General features: G+C 66.2%; 22 protein-coding genes. 12 read left to right on the top strand and 10 right to left on the bottom strand.

Translation table 11 applies throughout. The features are described 5' to 3' along the window. Nucleotides 1-130 precede the first annotated feature (130 nt). Together R2733_09855 and R2733_09850 are read left to right on the top strand one after the other, a co-directional pair. Nucleotides 131-358 (top strand): hypothetical protein, encoded by a 228-nt coding sequence (locus R2733_09855; protein ID MEZ5376801.1) that lies wholly within the window; start codon nucleotides 131-133, stop codon nucleotides 356-358. Further along, nucleotides 355-729: a hypothetical protein gene (locus R2733_09850; GenBank protein MEZ5376800.1), complete on the top strand. Its 375-nt coding sequence runs from the start codon at nucleotides 355-357 to the stop codon at nucleotides 727-729. The genes R2733_09855 and R2733_09850 overlap by 4 nt, the downstream gene beginning before the upstream one ends. 89 nt (nucleotides 730-818) lie before the next feature. Here the strand turns inward: R2733_09850 and R2733_09845 are convergent, their stop codons facing one another. Beyond that, on the bottom strand, nucleotides 819-1,982 hold the full coding sequence (locus R2733_09845; GenBank protein MEZ5376799.1) for an SLC13 family permease: 1,164 nt from the start codon (nucleotides 1,980-1,982) through the stop codon (nucleotides 819-821). Nucleotides 1,983-2,087: 105 nt separating this feature from the next. On the opposite strand from R2733_09845, the gene R2733_09840 reads away from it, so the two are divergent. From R2733_09840 to R2733_09830, 3 genes are all read left to right on the top strand, one after another. Then, nucleotides 2,088-2,537, top strand: a complete 450-nt coding sequence (locus R2733_09840; protein ID MEZ5376798.1) for a MarR family transcriptional regulator — start codon at nucleotides 2,088-2,090, stop codon at nucleotides 2,535-2,537. Beyond that, on the top strand, nucleotides 2,534-3,802 hold the full coding sequence (locus R2733_09835) for an MFS transporter (protein ID MEZ5376797.1): 1,269 nt from the start codon (nucleotides 2,534-2,536) through the stop codon (nucleotides 3,800-3,802). Before R2733_09840 ends, R2733_09835 begins: the two co-directional genes overlap by 4 nt. Before the next feature lie 105 nt (nucleotides 3,803-3,907). Then, nucleotides 3,908-5,593, top strand: coding sequence for an amidohydrolase family protein (locus R2733_09830; protein ID MEZ5376796.1), 1,686 nt, complete (start codon nucleotides 3,908-3,910; stop codon nucleotides 5,591-5,593). Between the two features lie 79 nt (nucleotides 5,594-5,672). Here R2733_09830 and R2733_09825 read toward each other — a convergent pair whose 3' ends face one another. The 5 genes from R2733_09825 to R2733_09805 form a co-directional block, all read right to left on the bottom strand. Next, complete coding sequence (locus R2733_09825) at nucleotides 5,673-6,938, bottom strand: hypothetical protein (GenBank protein MEZ5376795.1); 1,266 nt, start codon at nucleotides 6,936-6,938, stop codon at nucleotides 5,673-5,675. 134 nt (nucleotides 6,939-7,072) lie between these two features. Next, nucleotides 7,073-8,698 (bottom strand): AMP-binding protein, encoded by a 1,626-nt coding sequence (locus R2733_09820; protein MEZ5376794.1) that lies wholly within the window; start codon nucleotides 8,696-8,698, stop codon nucleotides 7,073-7,075. A gap of 269 nt (nucleotides 8,699-8,967) precedes the next feature. Then, the gene (locus R2733_09815) at nucleotides 8,968-10,218 is read right to left on the bottom strand and encodes an RNA polymerase sigma factor (GenBank protein ID MEZ5376793.1); all 1,251 of its coding nucleotides are present in this window, start codon (nucleotides 10,216-10,218) and stop codon (nucleotides 8,968-8,970) included. Then, nucleotides 10,208-10,561 (bottom strand): YciI family protein, encoded by a 354-nt coding sequence (locus R2733_09810; protein MEZ5376792.1) that lies wholly within the window; start codon nucleotides 10,559-10,561, stop codon nucleotides 10,208-10,210. The genes R2733_09815 and R2733_09810 overlap by 11 nt, the downstream gene beginning before the upstream one ends. 186 nt (nucleotides 10,562-10,747) lie before the next feature. Next, the gene (locus tag R2733_09805) at nucleotides 10,748-11,428 is read right to left on the bottom strand and encodes a helix-turn-helix domain-containing protein (protein ID MEZ5376791.1); all 681 of its coding nucleotides are present in this window, start codon (nucleotides 11,426-11,428) and stop codon (nucleotides 10,748-10,750) included. A gap of 143 nt (nucleotides 11,429-11,571) precedes the next feature. On the opposite strand from R2733_09805, the gene R2733_09800 reads away from it, so the two are divergent. From R2733_09800 to R2733_09785, 4 genes are all read left to right on the top strand, one after another. Continuing rightward, on the top strand, nucleotides 11,572-12,756 hold the full coding sequence (locus tag R2733_09800) for an acyl-CoA dehydrogenase family protein (GenBank protein MEZ5376790.1): 1,185 nt from the start codon (nucleotides 11,572-11,574) through the stop codon (nucleotides 12,754-12,756). A 65-nt stretch (nucleotides 12,757-12,821) separates the two neighbouring features. Then, entirely contained in the window at nucleotides 12,822-14,204 is a 1,383-nt protein-coding gene (locus R2733_09795) for an acyclic terpene utilization AtuA family protein (protein MEZ5376789.1), read from the top strand. Continuing rightward, the gene (locus R2733_09790) at nucleotides 14,201-14,506 is read left to right on the top strand and encodes a DUF4387 domain-containing protein (GenBank protein MEZ5376788.1); all 306 of its coding nucleotides are present in this window, start codon (nucleotides 14,201-14,203) and stop codon (nucleotides 14,504-14,506) included. The genes R2733_09795 and R2733_09790 overlap by 4 nt, the downstream gene beginning before the upstream one ends. A gap of 354 nt (nucleotides 14,507-14,860) precedes the next feature. After that, the gene (locus R2733_09785) at nucleotides 14,861-16,243 is read left to right on the top strand and encodes a hypothetical protein (GenBank protein MEZ5376787.1); all 1,383 of its coding nucleotides are present in this window, start codon (nucleotides 14,861-14,863) and stop codon (nucleotides 16,241-16,243) included. Between the two features lie 3 nt (nucleotides 16,244-16,246). Here R2733_09785 and R2733_09780 read toward each other — a convergent pair whose 3' ends face one another. Further along, a complete protein-coding gene (locus tag R2733_09780) occupies nucleotides 16,247-16,759 on the bottom strand; it encodes a DinB family protein (protein MEZ5376786.1) in 513 nt (170 codons plus the stop codon). A 395-nt stretch (nucleotides 16,760-17,154) separates the two neighbouring features. Between R2733_09780 and R2733_09775 the strand changes: the two genes are divergently transcribed. Continuing rightward, entirely contained in the window at nucleotides 17,155-18,384 is a 1,230-nt protein-coding gene (locus R2733_09775) for an IS256 family transposase (protein ID MEZ5376785.1), read from the top strand. Nucleotides 18,385-18,606: 222 nt separating this feature from the next. Here R2733_09775 and R2733_09770 read toward each other — a convergent pair whose 3' ends face one another. From R2733_09770 to R2733_09760, 3 genes are all read right to left on the bottom strand, one after another. Next, a complete protein-coding gene (locus R2733_09770) occupies nucleotides 18,607-18,891 on the bottom strand; it encodes a hypothetical protein (protein ID MEZ5376784.1) in 285 nt (94 codons plus the stop codon). 4 nt (nucleotides 18,892-18,895) lie between these two features. Then, complete coding sequence (locus tag R2733_09765) at nucleotides 18,896-19,093, bottom strand: hypothetical protein (protein MEZ5376783.1); 198 nt, start codon at nucleotides 19,091-19,093, stop codon at nucleotides 18,896-18,898. A 1,529-nt stretch (nucleotides 19,094-20,622) separates the two neighbouring features. Beyond that, nucleotides 20,623-21,825, bottom strand: coding sequence for an IS110 family transposase (locus tag R2733_09760; protein MEZ5376782.1), 1,203 nt, complete (start codon nucleotides 21,823-21,825; stop codon nucleotides 20,623-20,625). A 241-nt stretch (nucleotides 21,826-22,066) separates the two neighbouring features. Between R2733_09760 and R2733_09755 the strand changes: the two genes are divergently transcribed. Both R2733_09755 and istB read left to right on the top strand, forming a co-directional pair. Next, complete coding sequence (locus tag R2733_09755) at nucleotides 22,067-23,560, top strand: IS21 family transposase (protein ID MEZ5376781.1); 1,494 nt, start codon at nucleotides 22,067-22,069, stop codon at nucleotides 23,558-23,560. After that, nucleotides 23,557-24,315 carry an IS21-like element helper ATPase IstB gene (gene istB, locus R2733_09750; protein ID MEZ5376780.1) on the top strand — a complete coding sequence of 253 codons (759 nt, stop codon included), beginning with the start codon at nucleotides 23,557-23,559 and terminating at the stop codon, nucleotides 24,313-24,315. Before R2733_09755 ends, istB begins: the two co-directional genes overlap by 4 nt. The last annotated feature ends 278 nt before the right edge of the window (nucleotides 24,316-24,593 follow it).

Below are 24,593 nucleotides of genomic sequence, written 5' to 3'. Positions count from 1 at the left end.
CGTAGGCCGATCGATGGGCTCGACGACCATCGCCGAGCGAAGACCTCACACGCACCCGAGGCTCCAGGTCGCAGCCGAGCCGACGTCGCCCTTTCCCTGTGTAGCACATGCGTGCTACACTTCGGGAGGTATGAGCACCACGACCGTTCGGCTGGACGACGAAGACGAAGCACTCCTCGACATGCTCGCACCGGAGTACGGCGGACGCTCGAGCGCGATCCGCCAAGCTGTCCGACTCCTCGCAGCCGAACGTCAGCGCCAGAACGCGCTGCGCTCGTTCATCGCCGACTGGGACACCGACGAAGGCCCAGTCGGCGAAGAGGACGTCGCCGCCATGGCCAAACGCTACGACCTGTGATCCTCGACGCTGGCTTCTTGATCTCCGTCGATCGCAGCGAGCGAGCCGCCCACACGTTCCTGACCGCCGCCAGCAGGTCCGGAACCACCCTCCACACCACCCAACCCGTCGTGGCTCAAGTCTGGCGAAGCGGACCACGCCAAGCCCGGCTCGCAGCCTTTCTCAAGACGATCGAAATCCACCCACTCGACGATGGCCGCCCAATCGGCCAACTCCTTGCCCGCACATCGACCTCGGATGTCGTCGATGCTCATGTCGTCCTCACCGCCGTTCGCCTCGGACACGACATCCTCACCGGCGACCCGAACGACCTCGAGAGGCTTAGTGCCGTCCTCGGCGCGGCCGCCCCCACCATCCACACCTGGCCCTGAATCAGGAGTTGTCCGGCACAGATCAATGTCTCGGAGGGGGGACTTGAACCCCCACGCCCAAGTCATTGCGTTTCGCTGAGCGCTGTCGCTCAGGTGGCGAGCAGCAGTTGCGTGATCGTGGCGCCAATGAGTGCCGGCGCTCCCACTCGAGCCGCAACTGAGCTCCATCGTTGCGGGGTGACGGTGACGCCGTTTCGGGCGGCAGTGTCTCGCCAGAGCAGCGTCGAGAGCGACGCGGTGAGCACGAAGATCGAGCCGATGTTCGTACCAATCAGAATCGGCCACGACGCGTCGGCGTGGTCGACTGCTTCTGATGCGGCAAGTGCTGTTGGCAGGTTGTTCGCCAGGTTCGACATGACGGTCGCTGCGCCCACAGCGCGGAGCTGATCGGTCGGCGTCGTCCCGTCGAACCAGCCCTCGAGGCCGAGATGGGGCACCGCGGTTGCGACCACGACGACGAGCCCGGCGGCGATGGCGATCGCTTCGACCGGTACCGCCCGCCATCTCGCCGCTCGCGTGATCGCCGTTGCCCACGCCAGGGCGGCGAACGCCACGATCCACGCCTCGATGTCGGCCGCGTCGCCGATGGTGAAGCCCAACAGCACGAACCCAACGATCGGAAGGCCGCGCCGCAACGCTCGGGGATCCACCGGGTCGTCGGCCCGATCGCGGACCGCGTGGAGGTGGAAGACGCGTCGGTACATGGCGAACCCGATCGCGGTCGCCAACAACGACGGGGCGGCAAGATGGGTGAGGAAGTCACCGACGCCGAGGTCGAAGCGGGCCGCAACGATCAGGTTCGTGAGGTTCGACACCGGCAGCACACCGGAGGCCAAGCACGCCAGGAGCGCCGGTTGGAAGGCCAGCGCCTCTGCATCGAGCCCGTGTCGTCGGGCGATGCGGATGTACAACGGCGTCAACAACACCACGGCGGCGTCGAGGTTGAACACGATCACGACTCCGGCCGCGAGACACCACAGCCAGGCGGCGAGATGGCGGCCACCGTCCATCGACGCTGCCAACGCGGCGAAGACACCGATGTCGTCGAGCGTTACGGCGAGGGGCACGGCGCACACGAGGAAGAGCAGCGGCGCCCGCAGATCGCCGAGTGCCGAGCCCGCATCAGAGAAGGAGATCAACCCTCCGCCAGCAGCGAGCAGGGCCGCAACGACCGGGCCCGCCCACATCGGGACAGCCGCTGGACGCCACCACAGCGACACGCTCGCAGCCAGCACCAACGCGACCTCGACCAAGATCCGTACGTTACGGCCCGGACACGACGGCGCAACGCGGCTGCCGCACGAGAGGATTGCCTTCGGTTGGAATTGGTTGTCATTGCTAATTAGCATGCGCAACCAATGCCGACCTCACACATCGATCCCGAGACCGTCGCCCGGCTCCGCATGGCGATGGCACGCCTCGCCCGCCGCCAACGCCAAGCGGCATCGACCGGGCTGACGCCGAGCCAGCAATCAGCGCTGGCGATGATCGACCGCCACGGACCACTTCCGCTCAGCGAACTGGCCACCCTGGAGCAGGTCGCCAAGCCGACGATCACCCGCATCGTCGCCAAGCTCGAAGAGCAGGGGCTCGTCGAGCGTTTGGTCGACACCGTGGATCGTCGCTTTGCCCGGGTCGTCGTCACCGCTGTCGGCCACGAACGCATCGAGGAGACCCGCCAGCGCCGCAACCAGTGGCTCACCGAACGCATCGAAGGACTGTCGCCCGACGACATCGCCGCCATCTTCGCCGTCGTCGAACCGCTCGAACGATTGCTCGAGGTCGAACTGACGGGGAGCCGAGTATGACCCGGTTCCGAGGTGCGGTCGGCGACACGTTCCGCTCGCTCAAGGTCCGGAACTACCGGCTGTTCTTCTTCGGTCAACTCACCAGCCAGGCCGGGACTTGGATGCAGTCGGTCGCCCTCATCTGGGTCGTCCTCCGCCTGACCGACAGTGGCGTCGCCCTCGGTCTCGTCACCGCGGCCCAATTCCTCCCGGTGCTGGTGCTCGGCGCATGGGGTGGCGTGCTCGCCGATCGAGTCGATCGCCACCGGTTCATGATCACCACGCAGGTGGCGTTCACGGTCGTCGCCGGGACCATCGCCACGCTGATGGTGCTCGACCGGCTCACGATGCCGTTCATCTACGGCCTGTCGATGCTGTACGGCATCTTCACCGCCGTCGACAATCCGACGCGCAAGTCGATGGTGGTCGACCTGGTCGAGATGGACGACATTCCGAACGCCGTGGCGCTCAACTCGGCCATGATGACCGGCTCCCGGGTCGTCGGGCCGTCCATCGCCGGCCTCCTCATCACCACCGTCGGCGTCGAGTGGTGCTTCATCGTCAACACCATCAGTTACTTCGCCGTCATCGGTGCGTTGTTGCTCATGCGGCGCAGCGAGATGCGGGAGGCACCGCGCACCCCACGCGGGAAGGGCCAGCTGGTCGAGGGACTGCGCTACGTCGGGTCCGAACCCGAACTGCGCAACGCAATCATCCTGCTCACCGTCGTCGGCACATTGGCCTTCGAATACCAGGTCACCCTCCCGCTGCTCGCCGAGCGTACGCTCGACGCCGGGGCAGGCGGCTTCACCTTGCTGTACTCCGCCATGAGCCTGGGTTCGGTGGTCGGCGCACTCACGATGGCCCGGAGACGCAGCGTCGACATCTCGTTCCTCGTCAAGGGTGCGTGGGGGCTTGCCGCAGCGATGACCGTCCTCTCGATCGCCCCGACACTGTGGCTCGCCGCCATCGCCGTGATGCCCGTCGGCGCCTGCACCATCTACATGGTCTCGGGTGCCAACTCGCTCATCCAGCTCAAGGCCAACCCCCGCATGCGAGGCCGAGCGCTCGCGCTCACGACGGTCGTCTTCATCGGCTCGACCCCGATCGGCGGCCCCATTGCCGGGTACGTGTCCGAACATCTCGGCGCACCCGCCGGCCTCATGATGGGTGCGATCTCGACCGCAGCCGTTGCGTTCTGGGTCGGCCGCCACCGCTATGACGAGCAACCGCTCCCAGCGGAATCCCCGGTCGACAGCGCCACAGTCGAGCTCACCAAGGCGTGACTCGATCCTGTCTGCCCGCCACGGCGAATGGGCAGACAATCCGCTCACTTTGATCCCCAATCGATGCACTGAGTAACTTCTCAGATACTTCGAAAGGGAAAACAAATGGCCCATGATCTGATCATCCGCAACGGCACGGTGGTCGACGGCACCGGCGCACCCGGTTTCGTCGCCGACATCGCGATCGACGGTGAGCGCATCACCGCCATCGGTCAACTCGCAGGCGAAACCGCCAACCGCGAGATCGACGCCACCGGCCTCATCGTGAGCCCCGGCTTCATCGACCTCCACACCCACCTCGACGCCCAGGTCGCCTGGGATCCGCTGATGACCTCGAGCTCGTGGCACGGCGTCACCACCGTGTTGATGGGCAACTGCGGTGTCACCTTCGCTCCGGTCGCCAAGGCCGACCGCACCTTCCTGGCCGAGATGATGGAGAGCGTCGAGGACGTGCCCCGCGACGCGATCCTCGATGGCTTGGACTGGGACTGGGAGACTTATCCCGAGTACCTCGACTCGGTGCAGCGCATGCAGCCGGCGCTCAACATCGTCGGCATGGTCGGCCACTGCGCCGTTCGCTACAACGTGATGGGCGAACGCTCACTCGGCGACGAACCGGCCACACCCGAAGAACTGAATCGCATGCGCGACATCGCCGAGGAGTCGGTCGCCGGTGGCGCCGTTGGCTTCTCGACCTCACGCATTCTTCTGCACGTGATCCCCGACGGCCGCTACGTGCCCGGCACACTCGCACCGATCGACGAGTACCTCGCCGTTGCCGACGGCATGAACGCCGCCGGCGGTGGCCTGTTCCAGTCGGTCAACGACTTCGCCAACAAGTACGACCACGAGATGACCCTGCTGCGTGAGATGGCTCGCTCCTGTGGCGACGTCCTCTTCTCCGGCGGCGCCGGCAACGGCACGGGCACCTCAGGTGTCGAAGCCTTCGGCCGGTTCCTCAACGACGTCAACGCCAACGACGGCCGCATGACGCTGGCTGCTCAGTCCCGACCCAGCGGATCCCTGTGCGGCCTGGCCCAGATCGCTCCGGTCAAGGGCAAGAAGTGGAAGGCCCTGCTCGAGCTCCCCACGCTCGAAGCCCGCGTCGCCGCCCTGAAGGATCCCGCCACCCGTGCCGGCCTCGAAGAGGAAGGCAAGACCAAGGGCATGTGGTACGACCCGAACCACATCTACCCGCTCGGCACCGGCGAATCGCCCGACTACTCCGAGCAGGGTGGTGTCTCGGTGGCCGAACACGCCGCCCGTCTCGGGGTGCACCCGGTCGAGTTCATGATCGACCGACTCATCGCCTCCGACGGTCGTGAGCTGTTCAACACCTGGTTCTTCAACCGCAACACCGAGGGACTCGCCGAGCTGCTCACCTACGACCACGTCTACCCGGGCCTCGCCGACACCGGCGCTCACGCCGGACAGATCTGCGACGCCGACATGAGCACCCACTTCCTCACGTATTGGCACCGCTCGCAGCACATGAACGATCTGGCCACCGCGGTGTCTCGCCTCAGCCAGCAACCGGCCAAGACGCTCGGCCTGATCGATCGAGGCACGCTCGCCGTCGGCAACTTCGCCGACATCAACGTGTTCGACATCGATCGGCTCGCCTCCGATCACCCGATCTATGCCAACGACTTCCCGAACGGCGCCGGCCGTCTGAAGATCGGTGGTCGGGGTTACGCCGCCACGATCGTGAACGGCTCGGTGGTCACCGAGCAGGGCAACAACACCGGCGAGCGGCCCGGACGAGTCATCCGCGAGTTCGCTCGCAGCTGAGGTTCACTCGACGTCGGCTGCGGCCGGTCGACCGTGCGGGGCCTTCCGGGCCCGGGCGGTCGGCCGGTCGCTGTCGCGTTCAGTCGTCGCGACCGCCCCAACGGTTGCGGTTGTCACGGTCGTCGTCACGGTCGTCGTTGCGATTGTTCCGGCCGCTTCGGTCGTCGTCATCACGATCATCGTCATCGCGATCGTTGCGGCGGTCGCGCCGTTCCTGTTCGGCCTTGGCCTTCTGCTCTCGCTCGGCCTGCTCGCGCGCCGCCTGTTCGGCTTTGGCTGCCTCGCGCGCGGCGCGTTTGCGTTCCTCCTCCGCCTTGGCTGCTTGACGTGCCGCCTCGCGCTCCTGGCGCTGGCGCTCCCGCTCGAGCCGAGCCGCTTCACGAGCCGCTGCTCGCTCCTCGGCCCGCCGCTGACGTTCGAGACGTGCCGCCTCGCGAGGCGACAGCTCGACCGCTGGTCCAGAAGGCGCCTGTGTGACCGGCGGAGCGGTCGTCGGGGCTTGCGTCGTGGGGGCCTGGGTGGTCGGTGCAGGAGCGGCAGAGGTCGGCGGCTGCGTCGGCGCCGGAGCCGGAGCCGGCAGTGGAGTGGTGGGGACGGGTGTGGTGGGGGCGAATGTGGTTGGCGCTTGGGTGGTGGGAGCCGGGGGCACCGTGGGTGCCGGCGGCGGGGTCTCGCTGTTGCCGGCGACGGTGTTCTGCTCGAAGGCGATCTCGTCGTCGTTGGCGGCAGTGGTGGAAGGAAGGGTCGTCGTCGGCCTCGTCGTGGTGGTGGCGGCGCTCGCTTCCTCGTCGCGGGCCGAAGTATCCCCGTCGGCGACCGATCCCGTCTGGGTGCCGGAGCCGGTGCGAGCCGACGAATCGGCGTCGTGAGCGGGACTGGTCACCGCAGAGCCGTCGCTCGTTCCGTTCACGACCTCGGAGGGCACGAGTACGAGGGCGGCTGCGGCGGCGGCGAGCGTCAGCCCAGCCGCAATCATCGGGCGACGCCAGGTGCCGATCTCGACCGTGCCCGCCATGGGCGCAGGGCCTGCCGCCACCTCGCCGGCGGCCGCGACGCCCGCTGCGCCACGGGGACGCAGCCGCTCGGTCCAGCGCGCGGCCATGGCCCGGGTGCCGCCCTTGGCGTCGATCACTGCTCGCAGCGCATCGTCGCATGCCGTGCGGATCTTGACCGTCTCGGCGTCGAGCAGCCCTGCTGCTGCCACCGATGGGAGGTGGGCCATCACGGCTGCCGCCGCTTCGAAGCGACGATCGGCATCGCTCTGGGCGAGCACGTACAGCACGTCGGCCCGCAACGTATCGACGTCACGCCGAGCCTTGACTTCTTCCTCCGCAGGATCAACCACGACCGCGCCTCCAACTCCGCTCTGCGAGCGCGAACGCTCGCCACGGCTCCACACCGCAAGGGCACACCATGCCATAAGACTCACTCGGAGCGACAAAAGTAGGGAAAATTACACGCTGAGTGGTCGTTTGGTGTTCACACGGCCAACCGCTCGACCGCAAGGCGGCGGGCGGACGCGGGGTCGGCCTTGCCATTCGGCGCCCGGGGCACCTCGTCGACGAAGACCACATGCTTCGGTGCCTTGTAGGCCGCCAGCTCGGCCTTCACCGACACCACGACCGCATCGGCCGTCACCTCGGCACCCGCCTCCGTCGAGACGACCGCCGTGACCGCCTGGCCGAACCGCTCGTCGTCGACCCCCACCACGAGACAGTCCACGACACCGGGGACACGCTTCACTGCCTCCTCGACTTCTTCGCAGAACACCTTCTCGCCACCCGTGTTGATGACCTGGCTGCCTCGCCCGAGCAAGACGATCGTGCCGTCGACCTCGATGCGGGCCATGTCGCCAGGGAACGAGTAGCGGACGCCATCGATCTCGCGGAACGTGCGCCCGGTCTTCTCGGCGTCCTTGAAGTAGCCGACCGGGATACTCCCGCCGGCGGCGAGCATGCCAACTTCGCCCGAACCCGGCACGACCTCGCGATCGTCGTCGGTGAAGACCTTTGTCGTCGGGTTGAGGACGAACCGGGCGGTGCCGGCTGACGACTCCCGGGTCGTGACCTGGGTGGCCATCGCTCCCTCGCTCGAGTTCATGATGTCGTTCAGCGCGACTTGCGGGATCCGCTCGATCAGCGACTGCTTGACCTCCGCCGACCACATCGCCCCGGAGGAGTAGATGCGACGAAGGCTCGACACGTCGTAGGGGCGACCGTCATTGGCGGCTTCGTCGATGGCGGCGATGATCGGCTTGGAGAACACGTCGCCGACGATGGCGAGGTTCGTCACGCGATGCCGCTGGATGAGTGACAGCAACTCATGCGGGTCGAACGAGCGGCTCTGCGTGGTGACAACCGTGCCGCCGACACACTGCGGGATCATCGCTCCAAGCGTGAGCCCGGTGCCGTGCATCAGCGGAGCGCACGGAACGGTCACGAGGCGTTCGGCTTCAGGTAGATCGGCCACGATGGCGGGAACCTGATCGAGCGGCGTCATCGGGTCGACCCCCAATTGCATCAGCGCACCGGCGGTGAACGACTGCGCCCACGGGCCCAGCTCGAACATCACGCCCTTCGGCATGCCGGTGGTTCCTCCGGTGTAGAGCAGCAGGAGGTCGTCGGGCTGGCGTTCGATCCGATCCGCCGGCTCGTTGGTCGCAATCAGCTGCTCGTAGTCATGAGCGCCGTCGATGAGCGGTGTGTCGTCGTCGGGCACCTGCACGAGGAGACGTACGAGAGGAAGGTCGGCCACCACACGGGCCACCCGGTCGGCCAGTGACGAATGAAAGACCACCACCTCGGCGTCGGAGTTCTCGAGGAGGTAGGCGAGTTCCTGGTCGCGATAGCGGTAGTTGATGTTGACCGGCACCCCTCGGACCTTCATGGCTCCGAGCTGCGCCTCAAGGTACTCGGGCCCGTTGAACAGATAGAGCCCGACCTTCGAATTCGCTGTTGCGCCCGCTGCCATGAACGCCGCCGCCAACCGGGCCGCCCGATTGTCGAACTCGGACCACGACCGCACGAGGTCACCGTGGATCAGCGCGGGGCGGTCGCCGACCACATCGGCCATCGCCTCGTAGACGTCGGCAAGATGGGCTCTCATCGGCGGCCCGCCCGTTGTTCAGCGTGAGTGGCGATCGTCCCTGGTCGGAGGCATCGGTGCATGGCTCACCCTGTCTCGGATCGAGCGGCACCAACAAGTCGAGACGGCGCGAGCAGCCACCAATGACACGTTCTGTGCGCCAAAGTCACCGCCCACCACCGTTCTGTGCGTCACAGTTCCCGGGAACGGGAAGTTTGACGCACGGATCGGGGATCGCGAGGTGTTTGACGCACAGAACGAATGGGGCAGCGAGTCAGTGAGGCGGTGGGTCAGTGGGCGGCTGTGGCGAATGCGCGTTGGCGGCGGAGGAACGACTGCTCGGCCGAGTTGTTGGTGAGCTCGATCGCTCGGTCGTAGGCCACGACGGCGTCAGCGGATCGACCGGCCCGCATGAGGAGGTCGGCAAGCGTGGCGTGGAACGGGGCGTAGTGATCGAGCGACTCGCCGAGCTCGTCGAGGGTGAACAGACCCGCCGCGGGCCCTTCGAGTTCGGCGAGCGCGATCGCACGATTGAGCGCCACGATCGGGGTCGGTTGGTGGTGCAGTAGCAGGTCGTAGAGCGTGACGATCTGGTGCCAGTCGGTGTCGGCAGCCGCGGCAGCGTCGGTGTGAACTGCCGCGATGGCCGCCTGGATCTGGAATGGGCCCGGCTGGTTCCGGCGCAGGCACTGGCGCACCAGTTCGTGACCCCCGTTGATCAGCGATCGATCCCAACGGCTCCGATCTTGGTCCGACAACCGGATGAGTTCGCCGCCCTCACCGATGCGGGCCGGGCGACGAGCATCAGTTAGCAGCATGAGCGCCAGCAGACCCACGGCCTCGGGCTCGTCGGGCATCAGCTCACTCACCATGCGCCCGAGTCGGATGGCTTCAGCGGTCAACGCCGGCCGGTTGACGTCGTCACCGGCCGTGGCGGTGTGGCCTTCGTTGAAGATGAGGTAGATCGCCGTGAGCACCACACCGAGGCGCTCGGGGAGCTCGGCGGATCGAGGGATCCGGTACGGCGCTCGATTGTCACGGAGCTTGCGCTTGGCCCGGCCGATGCGCTTGTTCATCGTCGCGTCGGTGGTGAGAAAGGCTCGAGCGATCTCGGGCACCTCGAGCCCACCGAGCAGGCGGAGTGTGAGGGCGGTCTGCGCATCGGGATGCAGCGCCGGGTGGCAGCAGAGGAAGAGGAGCCGCAGCTGGTCGTCGGGCACTGCATCGACGAGAGCGTCGAGCTCAGCGGCATCAGGATCGTGGGTCATGGGTTCGGTCTCGGCCGTCCGGTACGCAGCGACGTAGCGATCGGTGCGCGTGGCTTCACGCCGCAGCCGATCGATCGCCTTGCGTCGGGCAGTGGTGGTGATCCAACCGCCGGGGTTCGGCGGGAGTCCCTGGGTGGGCCACTGCTCGGCGGCGATCAGGAAGGCCTCCGCCACCGCATCCTCGGCGAGGTCGATGTCGCCGAGGATGCGGATCAGCGTGGCCGTGCAGCGCCCGGACTCCCGCCGGAAGACGGCGGCGAGGTCACTCCTCACCCTGCATCGGTCGGACCTCGACCGGACCCTCACAAGCGATCGACCCTCGTTGCGCCCAGTCCAGCGCAGCATCGAGGTCAGCCGCCTCGATGATCCAGAAGCCGCCCATCTGTTCCTTCGACTCGGCGTAGGGGCCATCGGTCATCGAGGTCGCGCCGTCGCTGAACCGGATGACCGTGGCTGAGCTGGCGGGGTGCAGCCCAGCGGCGAATACGAAGGCACCCGACGAGATCAAGTCCTCGTTGAACTTCCCCACCTGCGCCACCATGCGCTGCGCGTCATCGGTCGAGAAGTCGACCTCGTAGTCCTCATCGTGCCAAACCGAGAGCAAGTACTGAGCCATGTCATTTCCTCCAGTGGAAGTGTGTCGTCGTTGCCGGCAGATCGTGTCCGGCAACCCTTCCACGAACGACCTCTCCGAAAAGGACCGCCTCGGTCAGAAGTTTTTCGGAGATGACTGACCACTCCGGTGCCAGGGTGCCGTGGACGACAGGGTGACAGAGGAATCGTCCCGAGCTACGCCGAGCGGTCAGCGTTTGGCGTTGGCGACCACCTCGGCGATCGGGCTCAGTTCGAGTGTGACAGGTAGGCGGCGCACGATGGCCGGGGCGCCGTGCATCACCACCCGTCCGTCCTTGAGCGCTCCCTTCAGAGGAAGCTTGCCCAGCCAGACCTGGTACATCGTGGACAGATCGCTCTCGATGGTGGCATCGATCTCGAAACCGGGGTCGGTCGTACACACCGAGGGTCCCTGGGAGTCCTTCATGATCCAGAACCCGCGTGGTTCACCCCGGAACCGGAACTCGATCACGACTCGTCGATCGGGCAGCAGCGAGAAATCGAGGCGCCGGTGCACCCACCACATGAGCAGCTCGGGATCGAGTTCGCTCTCTCGTGGCTCGTCGAACTGCCACCTGGCTCCCCACCCGCCGAGCCCGAAGACGACGTCTTGCAGGTCGCGACCGGCGTCGGTGAGGAGGTAGTCGTCGCCGACGTGTTCGATCACGCCGGCTCGTTCGAGCTGACGGAGCCGATTCGACAGCAGACTCCGTGACAGGCGCGGATTGCCCCGAGCGAGCTCGTTGAAGCGTGTGGCCCCGCACAGCAGGTCGCGCACGATCAACAGCGACCAGCGCTCGCCGAGTACTTCGAGCGCTCGGGTGATGGGGCAGTACTGCCCGTAGCCCGCTCGCTGTCCCGCTCCGCTCATGTCATCCCTCCTGGTTGCCTCCACCCGAGGGTAGATCGTCGCCCGGCCCACGAGTCCAGATCCTGTACTGGTTCGACACGCCGTGCCTTTCTACGGTCGTCTCATGGCCGATCAGCCCGGCCGACACCGGAGGGAACAGACCGATGACCATGACCGAACCGCCGACGACGCAACCGCCGATCGCAACACCCGCGACGCACTGGAGCGGTGCCGATGCCGACGCGCGATGGATCTCGGTCGCCCGGACCGTCGCCACCCAGTTGGCCGACCATGCCGAACGGCACGATCGGGAGGGGTCGTTCGTGCAGGACGGCTTCGATCTGCTTCGATCGAGAGACTTCATGTCGCTTCTCGTTCCCTCTGACCTCGGCGGGGGCGGAGCGTCGCATGCCGAGGCGTGCGCCGTCGTGGCTGAATTGGCGCACGGGTGTCCGTCGACGTCGTTGGCCTACTCGATGCATTCCCACCTCGTCGCTGCCCAGGTGTGGCGACACCACCGAGATCTGCCGGCGCCGGTGCTGGACAGGGTCGCAGCCAACCAACTGGTCCTGATCTCCACTGGAGCAGCCGACTGGATCGACTCGAACGGGTCGGCAACCAAGGTCGACGGCGGCTTCCGAGTGACCGCTCGCAAACTGCCGTCGAGTGGCTGCCCGGCTGGAGACGTCGTCGTCGCGAGCGTGCGATGGGAGGACGCTCCCGATGGCCCGCAGGTGATCCACTGCTCGATCCCCTTCGCCGCCGACGGCGTCACGATCGAGGAGACCTGGGATGCGATGGGCATGCGCGGGACAGGTTCGCACACGATCGTGCTCGATGAGGTCTTCGTTCCCGACGAGGCGGTGGCACTCATCCGACCGGCCGGCGTGTGGCACCCGATCTGGAGTGTCGTGGTCGGCGCCGCGCTGCCGCTGATCATGTCGAGCTATGTCGGCGTTGCCGAGTCGGCGGCCGGACGCGCGATCGAGATGGCAAGTCGCAAGTCGGACCGGCCCGACGTCGCGCCCCTCGTCGGGCGCATGCTCAACCGCCTCACGACCGCTCGCGACACCGTCCGGGCCATGATCGAAGCGAGCGACGACCTTCGTTTCGACAACACACTCGACAGCGCTGCCGCCTCGCTCACCCGCAAGTCGATCGCCGCTGAAGCGTGCATCGACACGGTTCGGCTGGCACTCGAGATCGGCGGCGGCGCGGCCTTCTCCCGCACCGAACCCATCGAGCGGATGTTCCGAGACGTGCACGGCTCACTGTTCCACCCACTGCCGACCGCCCAACAGGAACGCTTCACCGGACGGGTGGCGCTCGGCCTCGACCCTCTGGGCTGACAACGGCTCGTCTCGTTCACCCATCGGCGTCGCCACTGACCCCACCCGCGTGCTACGACACTGGCATGACGCAGCGGCTCAGCGACACCATCAACGTGCTGGTGCCCATCGGCGCCCTCGGGTCCGGCGTGCGGGCGAGCGACGTCGAGGCCGGGATCGCTGCCGGAGCTCACGCGATCGCCTGCGACGCCGGGTCGACCGACAGCGGCCCTGCCTACCTGGCCACCGCCACATCCAAGTACTCACGGGCGTCGGTGAAGCACGACCTCGAGATCCTGATGCGGGCGCAGGCGGCCGCCGGCATCCCGCTGTTGATCGGCTCGTGCGGGACATCGGGCACCGACGCCGGGGTCGACTGGACACGTGACATCGCCCTCGAGGTGGCCCGCGAGCACGGCCTGCGGCCCCGGATCGCGATGCTGTACTCCGAGCAGGACCCAGCAGTGATGGCCGAACGAACGCGGCGTGGCGAGATCGCACCCCTGCCGCCGATCACGTCGACCGAACCATCGCTGTTCGAGGGCTGCGACCACATCGTCGCCCTGATGGGACCCGAGCCTTACATCGCTGCGCTCGAGGCCGGTGCCGACATCGTGCTCGGCGGCCGCACCTCCGACCCGGCCGTACTGGCAGCCGTCCCCTTGGCCCGCGGCGCCGGCGCCGGTCCGGCCTGGCATGCGGCGAAGACGGCGGAATGTGGCGGGCTGTGCACCAACAAGTCCCGTGCGGACGGTGTGCTCATCCGCGTTGGACCGGATGCGTTCGAGGTCGAACCGCTCGCCGACGACGCCCGTTGCACCGCCCGCACCGTGTCGGCCCACATGCTGTACGAGAACAGCGACCCATTCGTCCTCACCGAACCCGGCGGTGAAGTGCACGTTGCCGGCGCCAGCTATCACGAGGTCGACCATCGTGTTGTTCGCGTCGAGGGCTCCCGCTTCGAGCCGAAGCCCTACACGATGAAGCTCGAAGGCGCCTCCGGCGGGGCGTTCCAGACGATCATGCTGATCGGCATCCAAGACCCACGTGTGCTGGGCGAGATCGACCGTTTCGTTGCCAGGATGCAGAAGGCCCTCGTGCGACGAGTCGAGACCACGATGGCGAGCGACGCCGGCGACTACGACATCTCGCTGCGTACCTACGGGTGGAATGCCGTCGACGGGCGGCCGGTGGCATCGGCTGCGACGCCGCGCGAAGTCGGCCTCATGTTCGTCGCCACCGCCGAAACCCAGGAGCTCGCCACCCAGATCGCCAAGACGTGCAACCCGCACTTCTTCCACCTCCCGCTCCACGCCGAACAGGAGCTGCCGAGCTACGCGTTTGCGTTCTCTCCCGCCGAGATCGAGCGAGGCCAGGTCTACGAGTTCCAACTCAACCACGTCGTGAGGGTCGAAGGCCCCGACGAACTGGTGTGGACGGTCATCATCGAGGCAGGAGCAACGCCGTGAACACCCTGGCGGAAGTGGCGCACTACGTGAGGTCGAAGAACGCCGGGCCGTTCTGGATCACGATCGACATCACCTGCGCCGACCGCGAGCGCTACGAGCGATGCGTGCGAGCCGAGTCACTACAACCGGAGGCAGTGGCCGCGGTGTACGGCGTCGATCCGGCCCTGGTCAAACGATTCGAGCTCCCTGACCTCTGCGTCCTCAAGATCTCGTATCCGCGACCCCAACCGCAGGGTGGTGCCGTCGAGCGAGACATGCACGGCGGCCAGCAGTACGTTCGACTCCTCACCTCGCCTGTCTGACCACGGGCGACGGTGCCGGACACGTTGACCGCCGGCCCGTGAGCGCGCCCTGAGCCTCGCTCGATCAGTCGGGCAAATCGACCGGCTGCAGCACCGAACCGGTGACACCGAGGGCCCGCCCACCATCGGTGAGCGGGCCCTTGGTTTGCCGAGCCTGGCCATGACGGCCGACCTTCACAGGTGTCGACCCCGACGGAAAGGAGGGCCCGGCGCCGCGAACCCTCACGGTTGCTAGAGAAAGGAGAAGCGACGGCAGAGACCAACCTCGTCGGGCACTGTGACAACAACCTCTCGGTCGCTCCATCGCGGGCCCACGACCCTCAGGAATCGCCGCTGACCTGCCGATGGACTCAGATGCCGTCGCGCGTCCGAACCGTCACGATGATGCTCGCCGTCCTGTCGGTGGCCGTCATGTCCGTGCACCTTTGGCGTGGTCCGAACTTCGTGCTCGACGACTGGTTCAACCTCCGGGCGGCCGACGACCCGGCGTCGCTCCTCGGGGTCAGCAGAGATGTTGCCGCTGGTCGACCCGGCATCTTGTTGGCCTACGGCTTCACCTATGCGGTGATCGGCAACCATCCGTTGCTCGCCGTGGGCCTTCTCGCGGTGATCCACCTGGCAACGACGCTCGTACTCTTTCGCTTTCTGCGCCGGCTTCTCCCCGAGCGGGTCGCTGCGCTCGCCGTCGCCATTTGGGTGATCAGCCCGAATCACATGTCGCTGGAAGTCTGGCCGAGCACGGTGATGATCGCGTTGTCGCTCCTCCTGACGATCACCGGCGCCGATCTGATCGCCCGTCGTGGCACGTCGCTGCAACGTGAACATGCGGCCGCTGCCATGTTCGGCTTCGCTGCGGTCTTCTACGAAGCCTCGATGCCCGCCATCGCCTTTCTCACCGTTGCCATCCCCTGGTTCGTCGAACGCCGCCTTCGCTACCGTCTGGTGGCCGTGACCGGCGTGAGCCAGCTGGCGATTGCCGCCTGGATCGTCAGCCATTGGCATTCTTCGCACTCGAGCGAGGGCGCCGTCTCGCTCCGAGCTGTTCTCGCCGGCCATTTCGGTGAGGGTCTGGTCGGCTCTCGACCCGTCGGCGCAGGACTCCTCATCGTCGTGCTCACCTCCGTTGCGGTGCTCGCCTACCGAGACCTGCCGCAACTCCGGCGCCCGCTCGGGCAGGACCGCTCGGGCACGACCGAACCGCTCTTCATCTCGATCGTCGGCGTGGCGCTCGCCGTCGTCGCTCTCGGCGCACTGCCATTCACGTTCTACTTCTATACGACACAGGGGCCTGGCGACCGCGTGCTGTATCTCTCATCGATCGCCTCGTCGGTGATCCTCGGGGCTCTGTTCGAGCGTGCACTGCAGGCCCGACGCGAAACGGCGATGGCCGTGCTCGCTCCACTGTTGCTCGTCGTCGGGGTTCAGCGATGGGACAAGGCAGCTGATTGGGATTGGGCGGGTGACGAGGGCGTGGCGATCCTGTCCACGATCCACGATCGTTTTCCTGCGCCGCCCACCGGCGCCATCGTGATCGGGCCGGAGCCGGTCAGCCGAGGCAACCTCGCGCCGTTCGTCGATCACTCCAACATCCGAGGGGCGATGGCCGTGCTGTATCCCGGCGCCGGGGTGGATGCGTACGTTGCGCATGACCGGGCATCGTTCGAACAGTTCGAGGAGCAGTACCGCTTCGACCTCGTGGCCATCGCGAACGACACGGTGGAGCTCACCGGCCCGTAGCTCTCAGGTGAGCACGATCCACTGCTTGCCGTCGATCAGTTCGCGAACGGCGTCGACATGGCCGGCGTGGACCGCCGTCTCGGTGAGCATGTGAAGGGCGATGTAGCGCACGTCGGGGAAGTCGATCCCCCACTCGTCCCACAGCGGATCACGTTGTCGAGGTGGCCCGTCGAGGCGTGCTGCTCGCAGGGTTGTGTTGGAGCGCTCGATCTCGGCCTTGTACTCGGCGATGACATCGGCGACGGATTCATCGTCGTCGACGATCCAATCCGCTCCCGGTTCCTCTGGGAACCAGCCAAAGGGTGCGCCGCCCACGATGCTGTCGAACCAGTAGCGCTCGTCGGCGAGGGTGAGGTGGCGGATGAGGCCGATCAGGCTCCAGCCCGACGGCAGTGTCGGCCGACGGAGTTGCTCATCATCGAGCCCGTCGATCGCTTGGAGGATGTGCGTGCGGTTCGCGTCGAGCGCAGCGATCAGGCGATCGTGCTCGGTGGCCGAAGCTTGCGCGCTGGTCATGAGCCGACGCTACTGGCGAATGCCACACCAGGCTCCTACTGCTCCCACCAGTGGCACCGCAGTGGCACGGAGGGCTTCTCGATGGTTGACCGATCACTGCGAACTCCGGCCGCCAGGTCCCGACAGGGCCTCAGCCCGCAGGGACTCGACCAGGGGTTGCTTGGCGGAGAGAGGGGGATTCGAACCCCCGGAACCCTTGCGGGCTCAACGGTTTTCAAGAACAGCCCTCTGACCTGGAGAAACTCGCCAAGTTGTGGGTCTTACCAGGTCAGAAGATGGGTGAGTCCCGTCTCGTGGTGTAGATCGGCCTGACCATCGGAGGGGCATCCCCTCGGGTGTGGTGGCCACCGTGCGATTCTCAGAAGTGACTAAACGAACTGAGAAGGAATCGCACGATGACCGAATACGAGTCTGCACTATCCGCTTTCGAGACGCGTCTCACCGGGACCGGCCTTGCCGGATCACTGGCGGAGATTCTGACCGATGCCATCCAAGAACTCATCGAAGCCGAACTCACCGCACGCATCGGCGCCGAACCCGGTGAACGGACCCTGGCCCGCACCAACCTCCGCAACGGGCACCGCCCGAAACTGGTATCGACCCCCGCAGGCGACCTCGAGCTGGGGATCCCGAAACTCCGGCAAGGATCGTTCTTCCCCGAACTCCTCGAGCCCCGCCGCCGCATCGACAAAGCCCTGTGGGCAGTGATCATGACCGCCTACATCACCGGCACCAGCACCCGAAAGGTCGACGACCTGGTCAAAGCGTTGGGCTGCGACACCGGCATCTCCAAGAGCAGTGTCAGCAGGATCTGCAAGAACATCGACGCCGACGTCGCCGTGCTACGCAACCGTGATCTCGGCCATCAACGCTTCGTCTACGTCTGGCTGGACGCCACCTACGTCCACGTCCGCGAAGCAGGCCAGGTCACCTCGAAAGCAGTCGTGATCGCGACAGGTCTCCGAGCCGACGGCTACCGGGAAGTACTCGGTGTCGATGTCGGGGACTCGGAGAACGAAACGTTTTGGACCGAGTTCCTCCGGAGCTTGAAAGACCGCAACCTCACGGGTGTCCGCCTCGTCATCTCCGACGCCCACGCCGGGTTGAAAGCAGCAATCCGGCGGGTGTTCCAAGGCGCCGGTTGGCAACGCTGCCGCGTGCACGCCATGAGGAACCTGTTGTCGGTCGCCAAGCACCAGCACCGCTTCATGATCGCGGCGTTGATCCGCACCATCTTCGCCCAACCCGACGCCGGGTCGGCCCGCACCCAGTTACGTAACGTCGTCACCCAGCTCGCTGGTGTGTCGCCCGAGGTCGCTACCAAGCTGGAGGGCATGGAGACCGACTTGTTGGCCTACACCGGGTTCCCGCCGGCGCACTGGTCCAAGATCTGGTCGAACAACCCGATCGAACGATTGAACCGTGAACTGAAACGACGCACCGATGTCGTGCAGATCTTCCCCAACACCGAATCGGTGATCCGCCTCGTCGGCGCGCTGCTGGTCGAGATCAACGACGAAATGATCTCCTCCGACCGGCGCTACATCGCCGCCGGCAGTCTCGAACCACTCGTCGACCATGAAGGAGAACCGCTAACGTCATTGCCCGCAGCCCCAAGAACCTGACCAACAGAATCGCACGGCACTCCTACACCACCCGACGGGACTCCATCTCAGAAGATCGTCAACACGAGCAGCCGTCGACCCAAAACCTCGGCTACCGACCCCTGTTGACTCCTGCCAGTGGCACCACAGTGGCACGAACGACCGTCGATGCCCGACCGGCCGTCGTGGATCCCGAAGGCTGTCCAGAGCACGCCCTGATGCAGTCCCGTCGTCAGTCGCAATCTAGTCAGGCTCCGGAGCCCAGATGTCCACCGCATACACCGTGATCGGACCATCGGCCGCGCCGACCGCTAACAGGTGGAACAGCGGAACGGTGAGCCCCTCAGCGCTGTAGCGGCGCCCCGGAGCACCTTGCACGTCAGGCAGGTCAGGCCACCGGGCCGCCATGGCTGCCAGCGCAGGCAACATGTCCAACCGAGTGAACGACCATGCAGTATCGGGGTCGAGCTGGCGTGCAATGTCGCCAAGGGCTTCGTCGGTCACTTCGACCGACGGAAGATCACTCACCCTGCTAGAGGAGGCCCAAGCGGCGGACCCGCTCCGCGAACTCCGGGGCCCGCGCCTCCAGCGCTTGTGCGGCCCCCTCGGGAAGTTGGTCGTCAGACCCATAGGGCCTCAACTCGTCAGGGGAGGGAGCATCAGCGTGCGGGCCAGCACCCAGCGCGACCCGTAGTGCCGTGATCTGGTCGGCCTGAGTCGTGGTCTCCATCGGGCTGATGGTAGTCGACGGCGGCGCCTTCCGAGCGGTCGGAGATGGCGTTGGGTGCGCTCCCGAAGCCGTCGGCCAACCGCTCCTTTTGGTCCGACTCAGACTCAAGATCCTGCTAATGGGTACGCGTCATCCTCCCGGCGTTCGGTGATGGGGGCGGAGCAGCCAATGCCGAACGTTCGGGGGCGCCGTTGTGGCCAGCAACTGGATGTCATGTTCGCTGCTCGAGACGTGGGGCTTATGTCGGTGACAGCCAGCTGGCGGCAGTCGGTGGGCTTCAGATGCATCCGCGGGTGGATTTCATGCGCCGAAAGTGACCGGTCCACGACAGATGGTCACTCAATGTGACGAAATGCATCCGCGGATGCACGGTCCTCAAGCCGGCGATCTGGGATGGACTCCTGGCATGGATCGGCGGGGTTCGGGGGTATTTCGTCGTCTGCGTTTTCGCCGATCTCGCTCGGCTGGGCGCCGTGGTCCGCGGTGCTCAGCGGTGGTTGCGCGGCTCGCTCGGGCAACGTTCGCGATGGCATCCGGTCCAGTGTCGATGGCGGTGGTGGTCCCGTGGCGCTCACTTTCTGGACGGTTGGGGTTCGTCCGCGAGGCTGGCGCGACGACGATGTTCGCGAGACACCAACGTCTCTTGATCGCGGTATCCAGGGAATCGCTTCGGCCAAGCAAGGTAGACGAACTCTCGATCGAACCGTTCGTTCCGGGTCATCCGCCAAAGCGGATGTCGAACGACCATCGGAACACTCACAAGCGTGCCGAACGACATCGCGATGGCGAGAAGGCCGATCGACGCGCCACCGACAAGTCCCACGACTGCGTAGGGAGCAAGGATGATGGCCATTCCCAGCAGGTAGCTTCCGAACGGGCTCACGACAGAGAGCCGCTGCAGCGGATTCGGTGAGGCCCCGATCGGTCCGCGTGTCGAAGTTGATGCCGTTTCGGCCGGAGACGAGACAGCCACGTCGGGATCGGGATGGCTGTCTGGAAGCCATGTCGGCCACGACACGTACCGCACGAGACGCGAACGGCGGTCTAGATGAGCGGGGCGGCTGGCGGACGAGTGCGTACTTTGCAGCGAGAGCTCCGAAACCGGCAGCGAAGCACTGCAAACCGGTCGACGCACCGAGGAACCCGATCGCTGGCCAACCGAACAGCCACCACGCGGCGAACAGACGGGCGAGGTATGGGTGTCCGGCTTCCCACCGTTGGATCGGGTTCGGTGACTGGCAGGCGGGGCCGAACTCGACCGACCGTTCAGAAGTCATCGGCGTCACCACACTCGAGGGCCGCCAGCGGTACGCAGCGAGCGGCCCCCGAAGCGGCGGATCGCTGGTGCAGCAGTGGCAAGCATTGCTGCCGAGCGATTGTGATCATCGAGCGCACTTCTTCAGTATCGGGCGTCATCGCCCTGCGCTGAACCATCGCGCCCGACTCGTGGTCGACGCAGCCCTCGATCCGGCGATATGGGGCGGTTTCCGTCGCTCTGGCTGTAAGCGGTATGTGCCCCTATGCGGTTGTCAAGCAGCTGCCGACATTGTCGGGTCGTAGGGAACGCCGTCTCGGATCATGGCGTAGATGACGTCGCTGCGGCGACGGGCGAGCGCGAGGATGGCTTGCTGGTGGGTCTTGCGCTCGGACCGTTTGCGGTCGTAGTAGCGCCGGGAAGCGGGATCGCCGAGCGACGAGAACGCTGACAGATACAGCGCTCGTTTCAGTCGACGGTTCCCACGCTTGGAGGGATACTCGCCTCGGATCGAGGTGCCTGATCGTCGGGTGACGGGTGCGAGCCCGGCGTATGCGGCGAGGTGCCCGGCGGTGGGGAACTCGCGTCCCGAGGTCTCCACGATGATGCGTGCTGCGGTCCTGGCCGCGATGCCGGGCATCGAGGTCAGGACTTCGCAAAGAGGGTGCGCGTCGACGAGCTCCTCAACCTGGTCGGCGATCTCACGGCGTTGACGGCGCAGCATCAACAGTTGTTCGGCGAGCCGGGGTAGCACCTTGGCTGCTGCGTCGGTGCCGGTCACTACGACGCTCTGTTCGGCGAGGGCAGCCCAGATCGCGTCGGCGAGACGATCACCTTTGCGTGGCGCTCGGCGCCGCAGACGTGTCGCCATGCGTGCCCGGCCCAGTGACCGCAACGCAGCCGGTGACGGATAGCGGACCAGCAACTCGAGGACGGCCCGATGGTCAAGCTCAGGGCCGATGACACGTTCCAACGCTGGATGGATCTGGGTCAACAGGCCCCGGACCCGGTTGGAGACCCGGTTGATCTGACCGGCGAGGTCGTCATCGAAGCCGGCCAGCATCGCCAACTCAGCGGTGATCTCATCGTCCACGCGCAGCGCCCGTAGTGCGTGTGGCATCGTGCGGGCTGCGTGGGCGATCACGAAGGCGTCGCGGGCGTCGGTCTTGGCTTCGCCCGGGTGGAGATCGGCGATGCGGCGCATCGCCAGGCCGGGTAGATAGCCGATCTCGACCCCGCACGAGCGTGCGACCGCCAGGGGCAATGCCCCGATCGTGGCCGGCTGATCAACCACGAACAACACCTGCCCATGGGTTTGCAGAGTCTCGACCATCTCGACGATCTGTTTCTCGTCTTGCGGGACGGGTCGATCGAGGATCACCTTGCCGACACGGTTCAACGCCACCGCGTGGTGGCCGGTCTTGCCGACATCGACCCCCACGAACACATCGATCTCAATGTCATCGTCGTCGCTCATCAACTCGCTCCTTTTCGGTCAGGATTCTGAGTCGGCTCGACTGCGGTGTCGGCGGCCATGAGATTCTGAGCGTGGGCGGACACGTAGCTGCGCGGTGGTGGCCAACGGTTTTGCGCGTTGGTGGCCATCAGAAGCGCGCGGTTGTGTTCGTTGCTCTTGGGCGGGGTCCACCGCTGAGGGCGCTCCTCCCGGTCGAGTTGTCGGTGACGAAACCGATGACACCCGGCCGGGAGGAACTGTTGTGAAGGATGGCAAACAAGTGACGGAGATATTGGAAGCGTTCGATCTGACGAGATCGTTCCGTGCCGCGGCTGCGTTGGCGGGGTGCTCGCCGAACACGGTGGCTGATTGGGTAGCGAAGCGGGACCGGGGCGAACTCGGCGATGCTGCGGGACCGGTCCGGCGGGAGCGTCTGGTCGACGGGTTTGTCGACAAGATCGAGGAATGGGTGGATCGGTCCGACGGCAAGATCCGTGCCGATGTCTGTTACGACAAACTGGTGGCGCTCGGGTTTGAGGGGTCGCCTCGCACGGTCCGGCGGGCGGTCGCCGACGCCAAGGCGTCGCTACGGGCAGGCCGGCGGCGGGTGTATCGGCCCTGGATTGTCGAGCCTGGGATGTGGGCGCAGTGGGACTGGGGCCAAGGCCCAACGATCGAGGGCCGGCCAACGAATTTGTGGTGTGCGTGGTTGGCGTGGTGCCGTCACCGGGTGGTGATCCCGACCTGGGATCGGACACTGCCGACGGTGATCGGCTGTCTGGACGCTTCGATGCGGGTCTGGGGAGGGGCTCCGACGTATTGGCTGACCGACAACGAACGGACCGTGACGATCGATCATGTCGCTGGGATCGCGGTTCGGCATCCGATGATCGTGGCCGCCGGCAAGCATTACGGGGTCACGATCGCGACGTGTGTGCCGGCTGATCCGGAATCCAAGGGTGGATCGGAAGCAGCGGTCCGGATCGCGAAAGCCGATCTGGTGCCCACGGCTGCGAACCTGCGTGACGTCTACGGGTCGTGGGCGGAACTGGTCGAGGCGTGTGATGTGTTCATGGCCAAGGTGAATGGCCGGGAGCATCGGATCACCCGGCGGGCGCCGGCTGACATGCTCGCTGATGAACAAGCCCGGCTGCATCGGTTGCCTGATGCTGCGTTCACCCAAGCGTTCGGGCAGACCCGCAAGGTGACGTGGTCGGCAACGATCAGTTTCGGCGGTGTCACCTATTCCGTCCCGCACACCCTGGTTGATGAAACGGTGTGGGTCCGTGTCGATGGCGACGAGATCGTTGCTGTGCACGTCGCAGCGGCTGGCCCGGTCGAGGTCGCCCGCCATCGCCGGTCCACACCGGGCACCCCGGTGATCGATGAGGCGCACTATCCGCCACGCCCCGAAGGCGCGTTGGCCCGTCAACCACGGCCGGTGTCAGCTGCTGAGGCAGAGTTCTTGGCGTTGGGTGACGGGGCGAGGATCTGGCTCGTGGAGGCTGCAGCAGCCGGGACGACACGGATCAAGGTGAAAATGGCTGAAGCGGTCACGCTTGCCCGGCTCCGCGGCGCTGACCGGGTTGATTGGGCGCTCGGTCACGCCGCCATGTTCTCGAGGTTCGCCGAGGGTGATCTCGCGTCGATCCTGGAAGCGAACCCGCCCGGCCAGCGTCGCCGGGCTGATGACGTTCACTCGATGCAGGCCAGCACCAACGCCTGGGACGGCTTCGGCCAAAGCGGCCAGCAATGACTACCCCGATCGACGAGGTCGTCGAACTACTACGCGGGCTCCGCCTGCCACACATGCGCGCTGCCGCCCCTGAGTTGTTGGCGACTGCGAAAGCGCAACGATGGGAACCCGCCGAAGCCATCCGAGCCCTCCTGGCCGAAGAGCTCGCCGGCCGGCAAGCATCCTCGATCCGGGCCCGCCGAAAAGCGGCCGGGTTCCCCACCGGGAAGACCTTCGACGTGTGGGACGAGAACCTGTCATCGATCCCGGCACCGACCCAGCGGGCGCTGCGCACCCTGGAATGGGTCGGCCGGGCCGAGAACCTCGTGGTCTGTGGGCCATCCGGCACCGGGAAAACCCATTTCCTCGAAGGCCTCGGCCAAGCCTGCATCGACGCCGGCCACAAGGTGTCGTGGTTCAGCCTCGAAGACCTCGGCGCTCTCATCCGCCGCCACGGAGCCGACGACAGCGCGGCCAAAGCGATCCGCCGGATCATGCGAGCCGATGTCATCGTCATCGACGACATCGGGCTGCTACCCGTCGCGACCGAGACCGCTGAAGCGCTCTACCGCGTTGTCGACGCCGCCTATGAGAAACGAGCGCTCGCACTGTCCAGCAACCTGCACCCCGCCGGGTTCGACGAACTCATGCCCAAGACCATCGCCAACGCGACCGTGGACCGGCTCATGCACCACGCCCACGTCGTGCTCACCAACGGTGACAGCATCCGCCTCACCCAAGCCACCGCCGGCAAAGGAGTCACACCACTGACCTGACCCTCACCGCGCGGTTCTACTGGCCACCACCGCGCGATTCACCCGGCCACCAGCGCTCAGTCCCACTGACCACCCACGCGCGATCCCCACTGGCCCTTGACACTGCGGTGACGGGCGTCGGCATCCACGTTACGCGGCCTCGACGAGACGGTCTGGCCCCTATCAGCGATCACCTGTCACCTCGGAACCCGCCGGCGACACCACATATCAGATCATCACCAACAGGACACTTGAGTCATACCGACGAGCCCGAGCCGACACCGTCGGACGCTAGGTCC

This window comes from Acidimicrobiales bacterium, assembly GCA_041394265.1.
GTDB lineage: Bacteria > Actinomycetota > Acidimicrobiia > Acidimicrobiales > SZUA-35 > JBBQUN01.
This window is presented reverse-complemented; position numbering and strand designations above follow the sequence as displayed.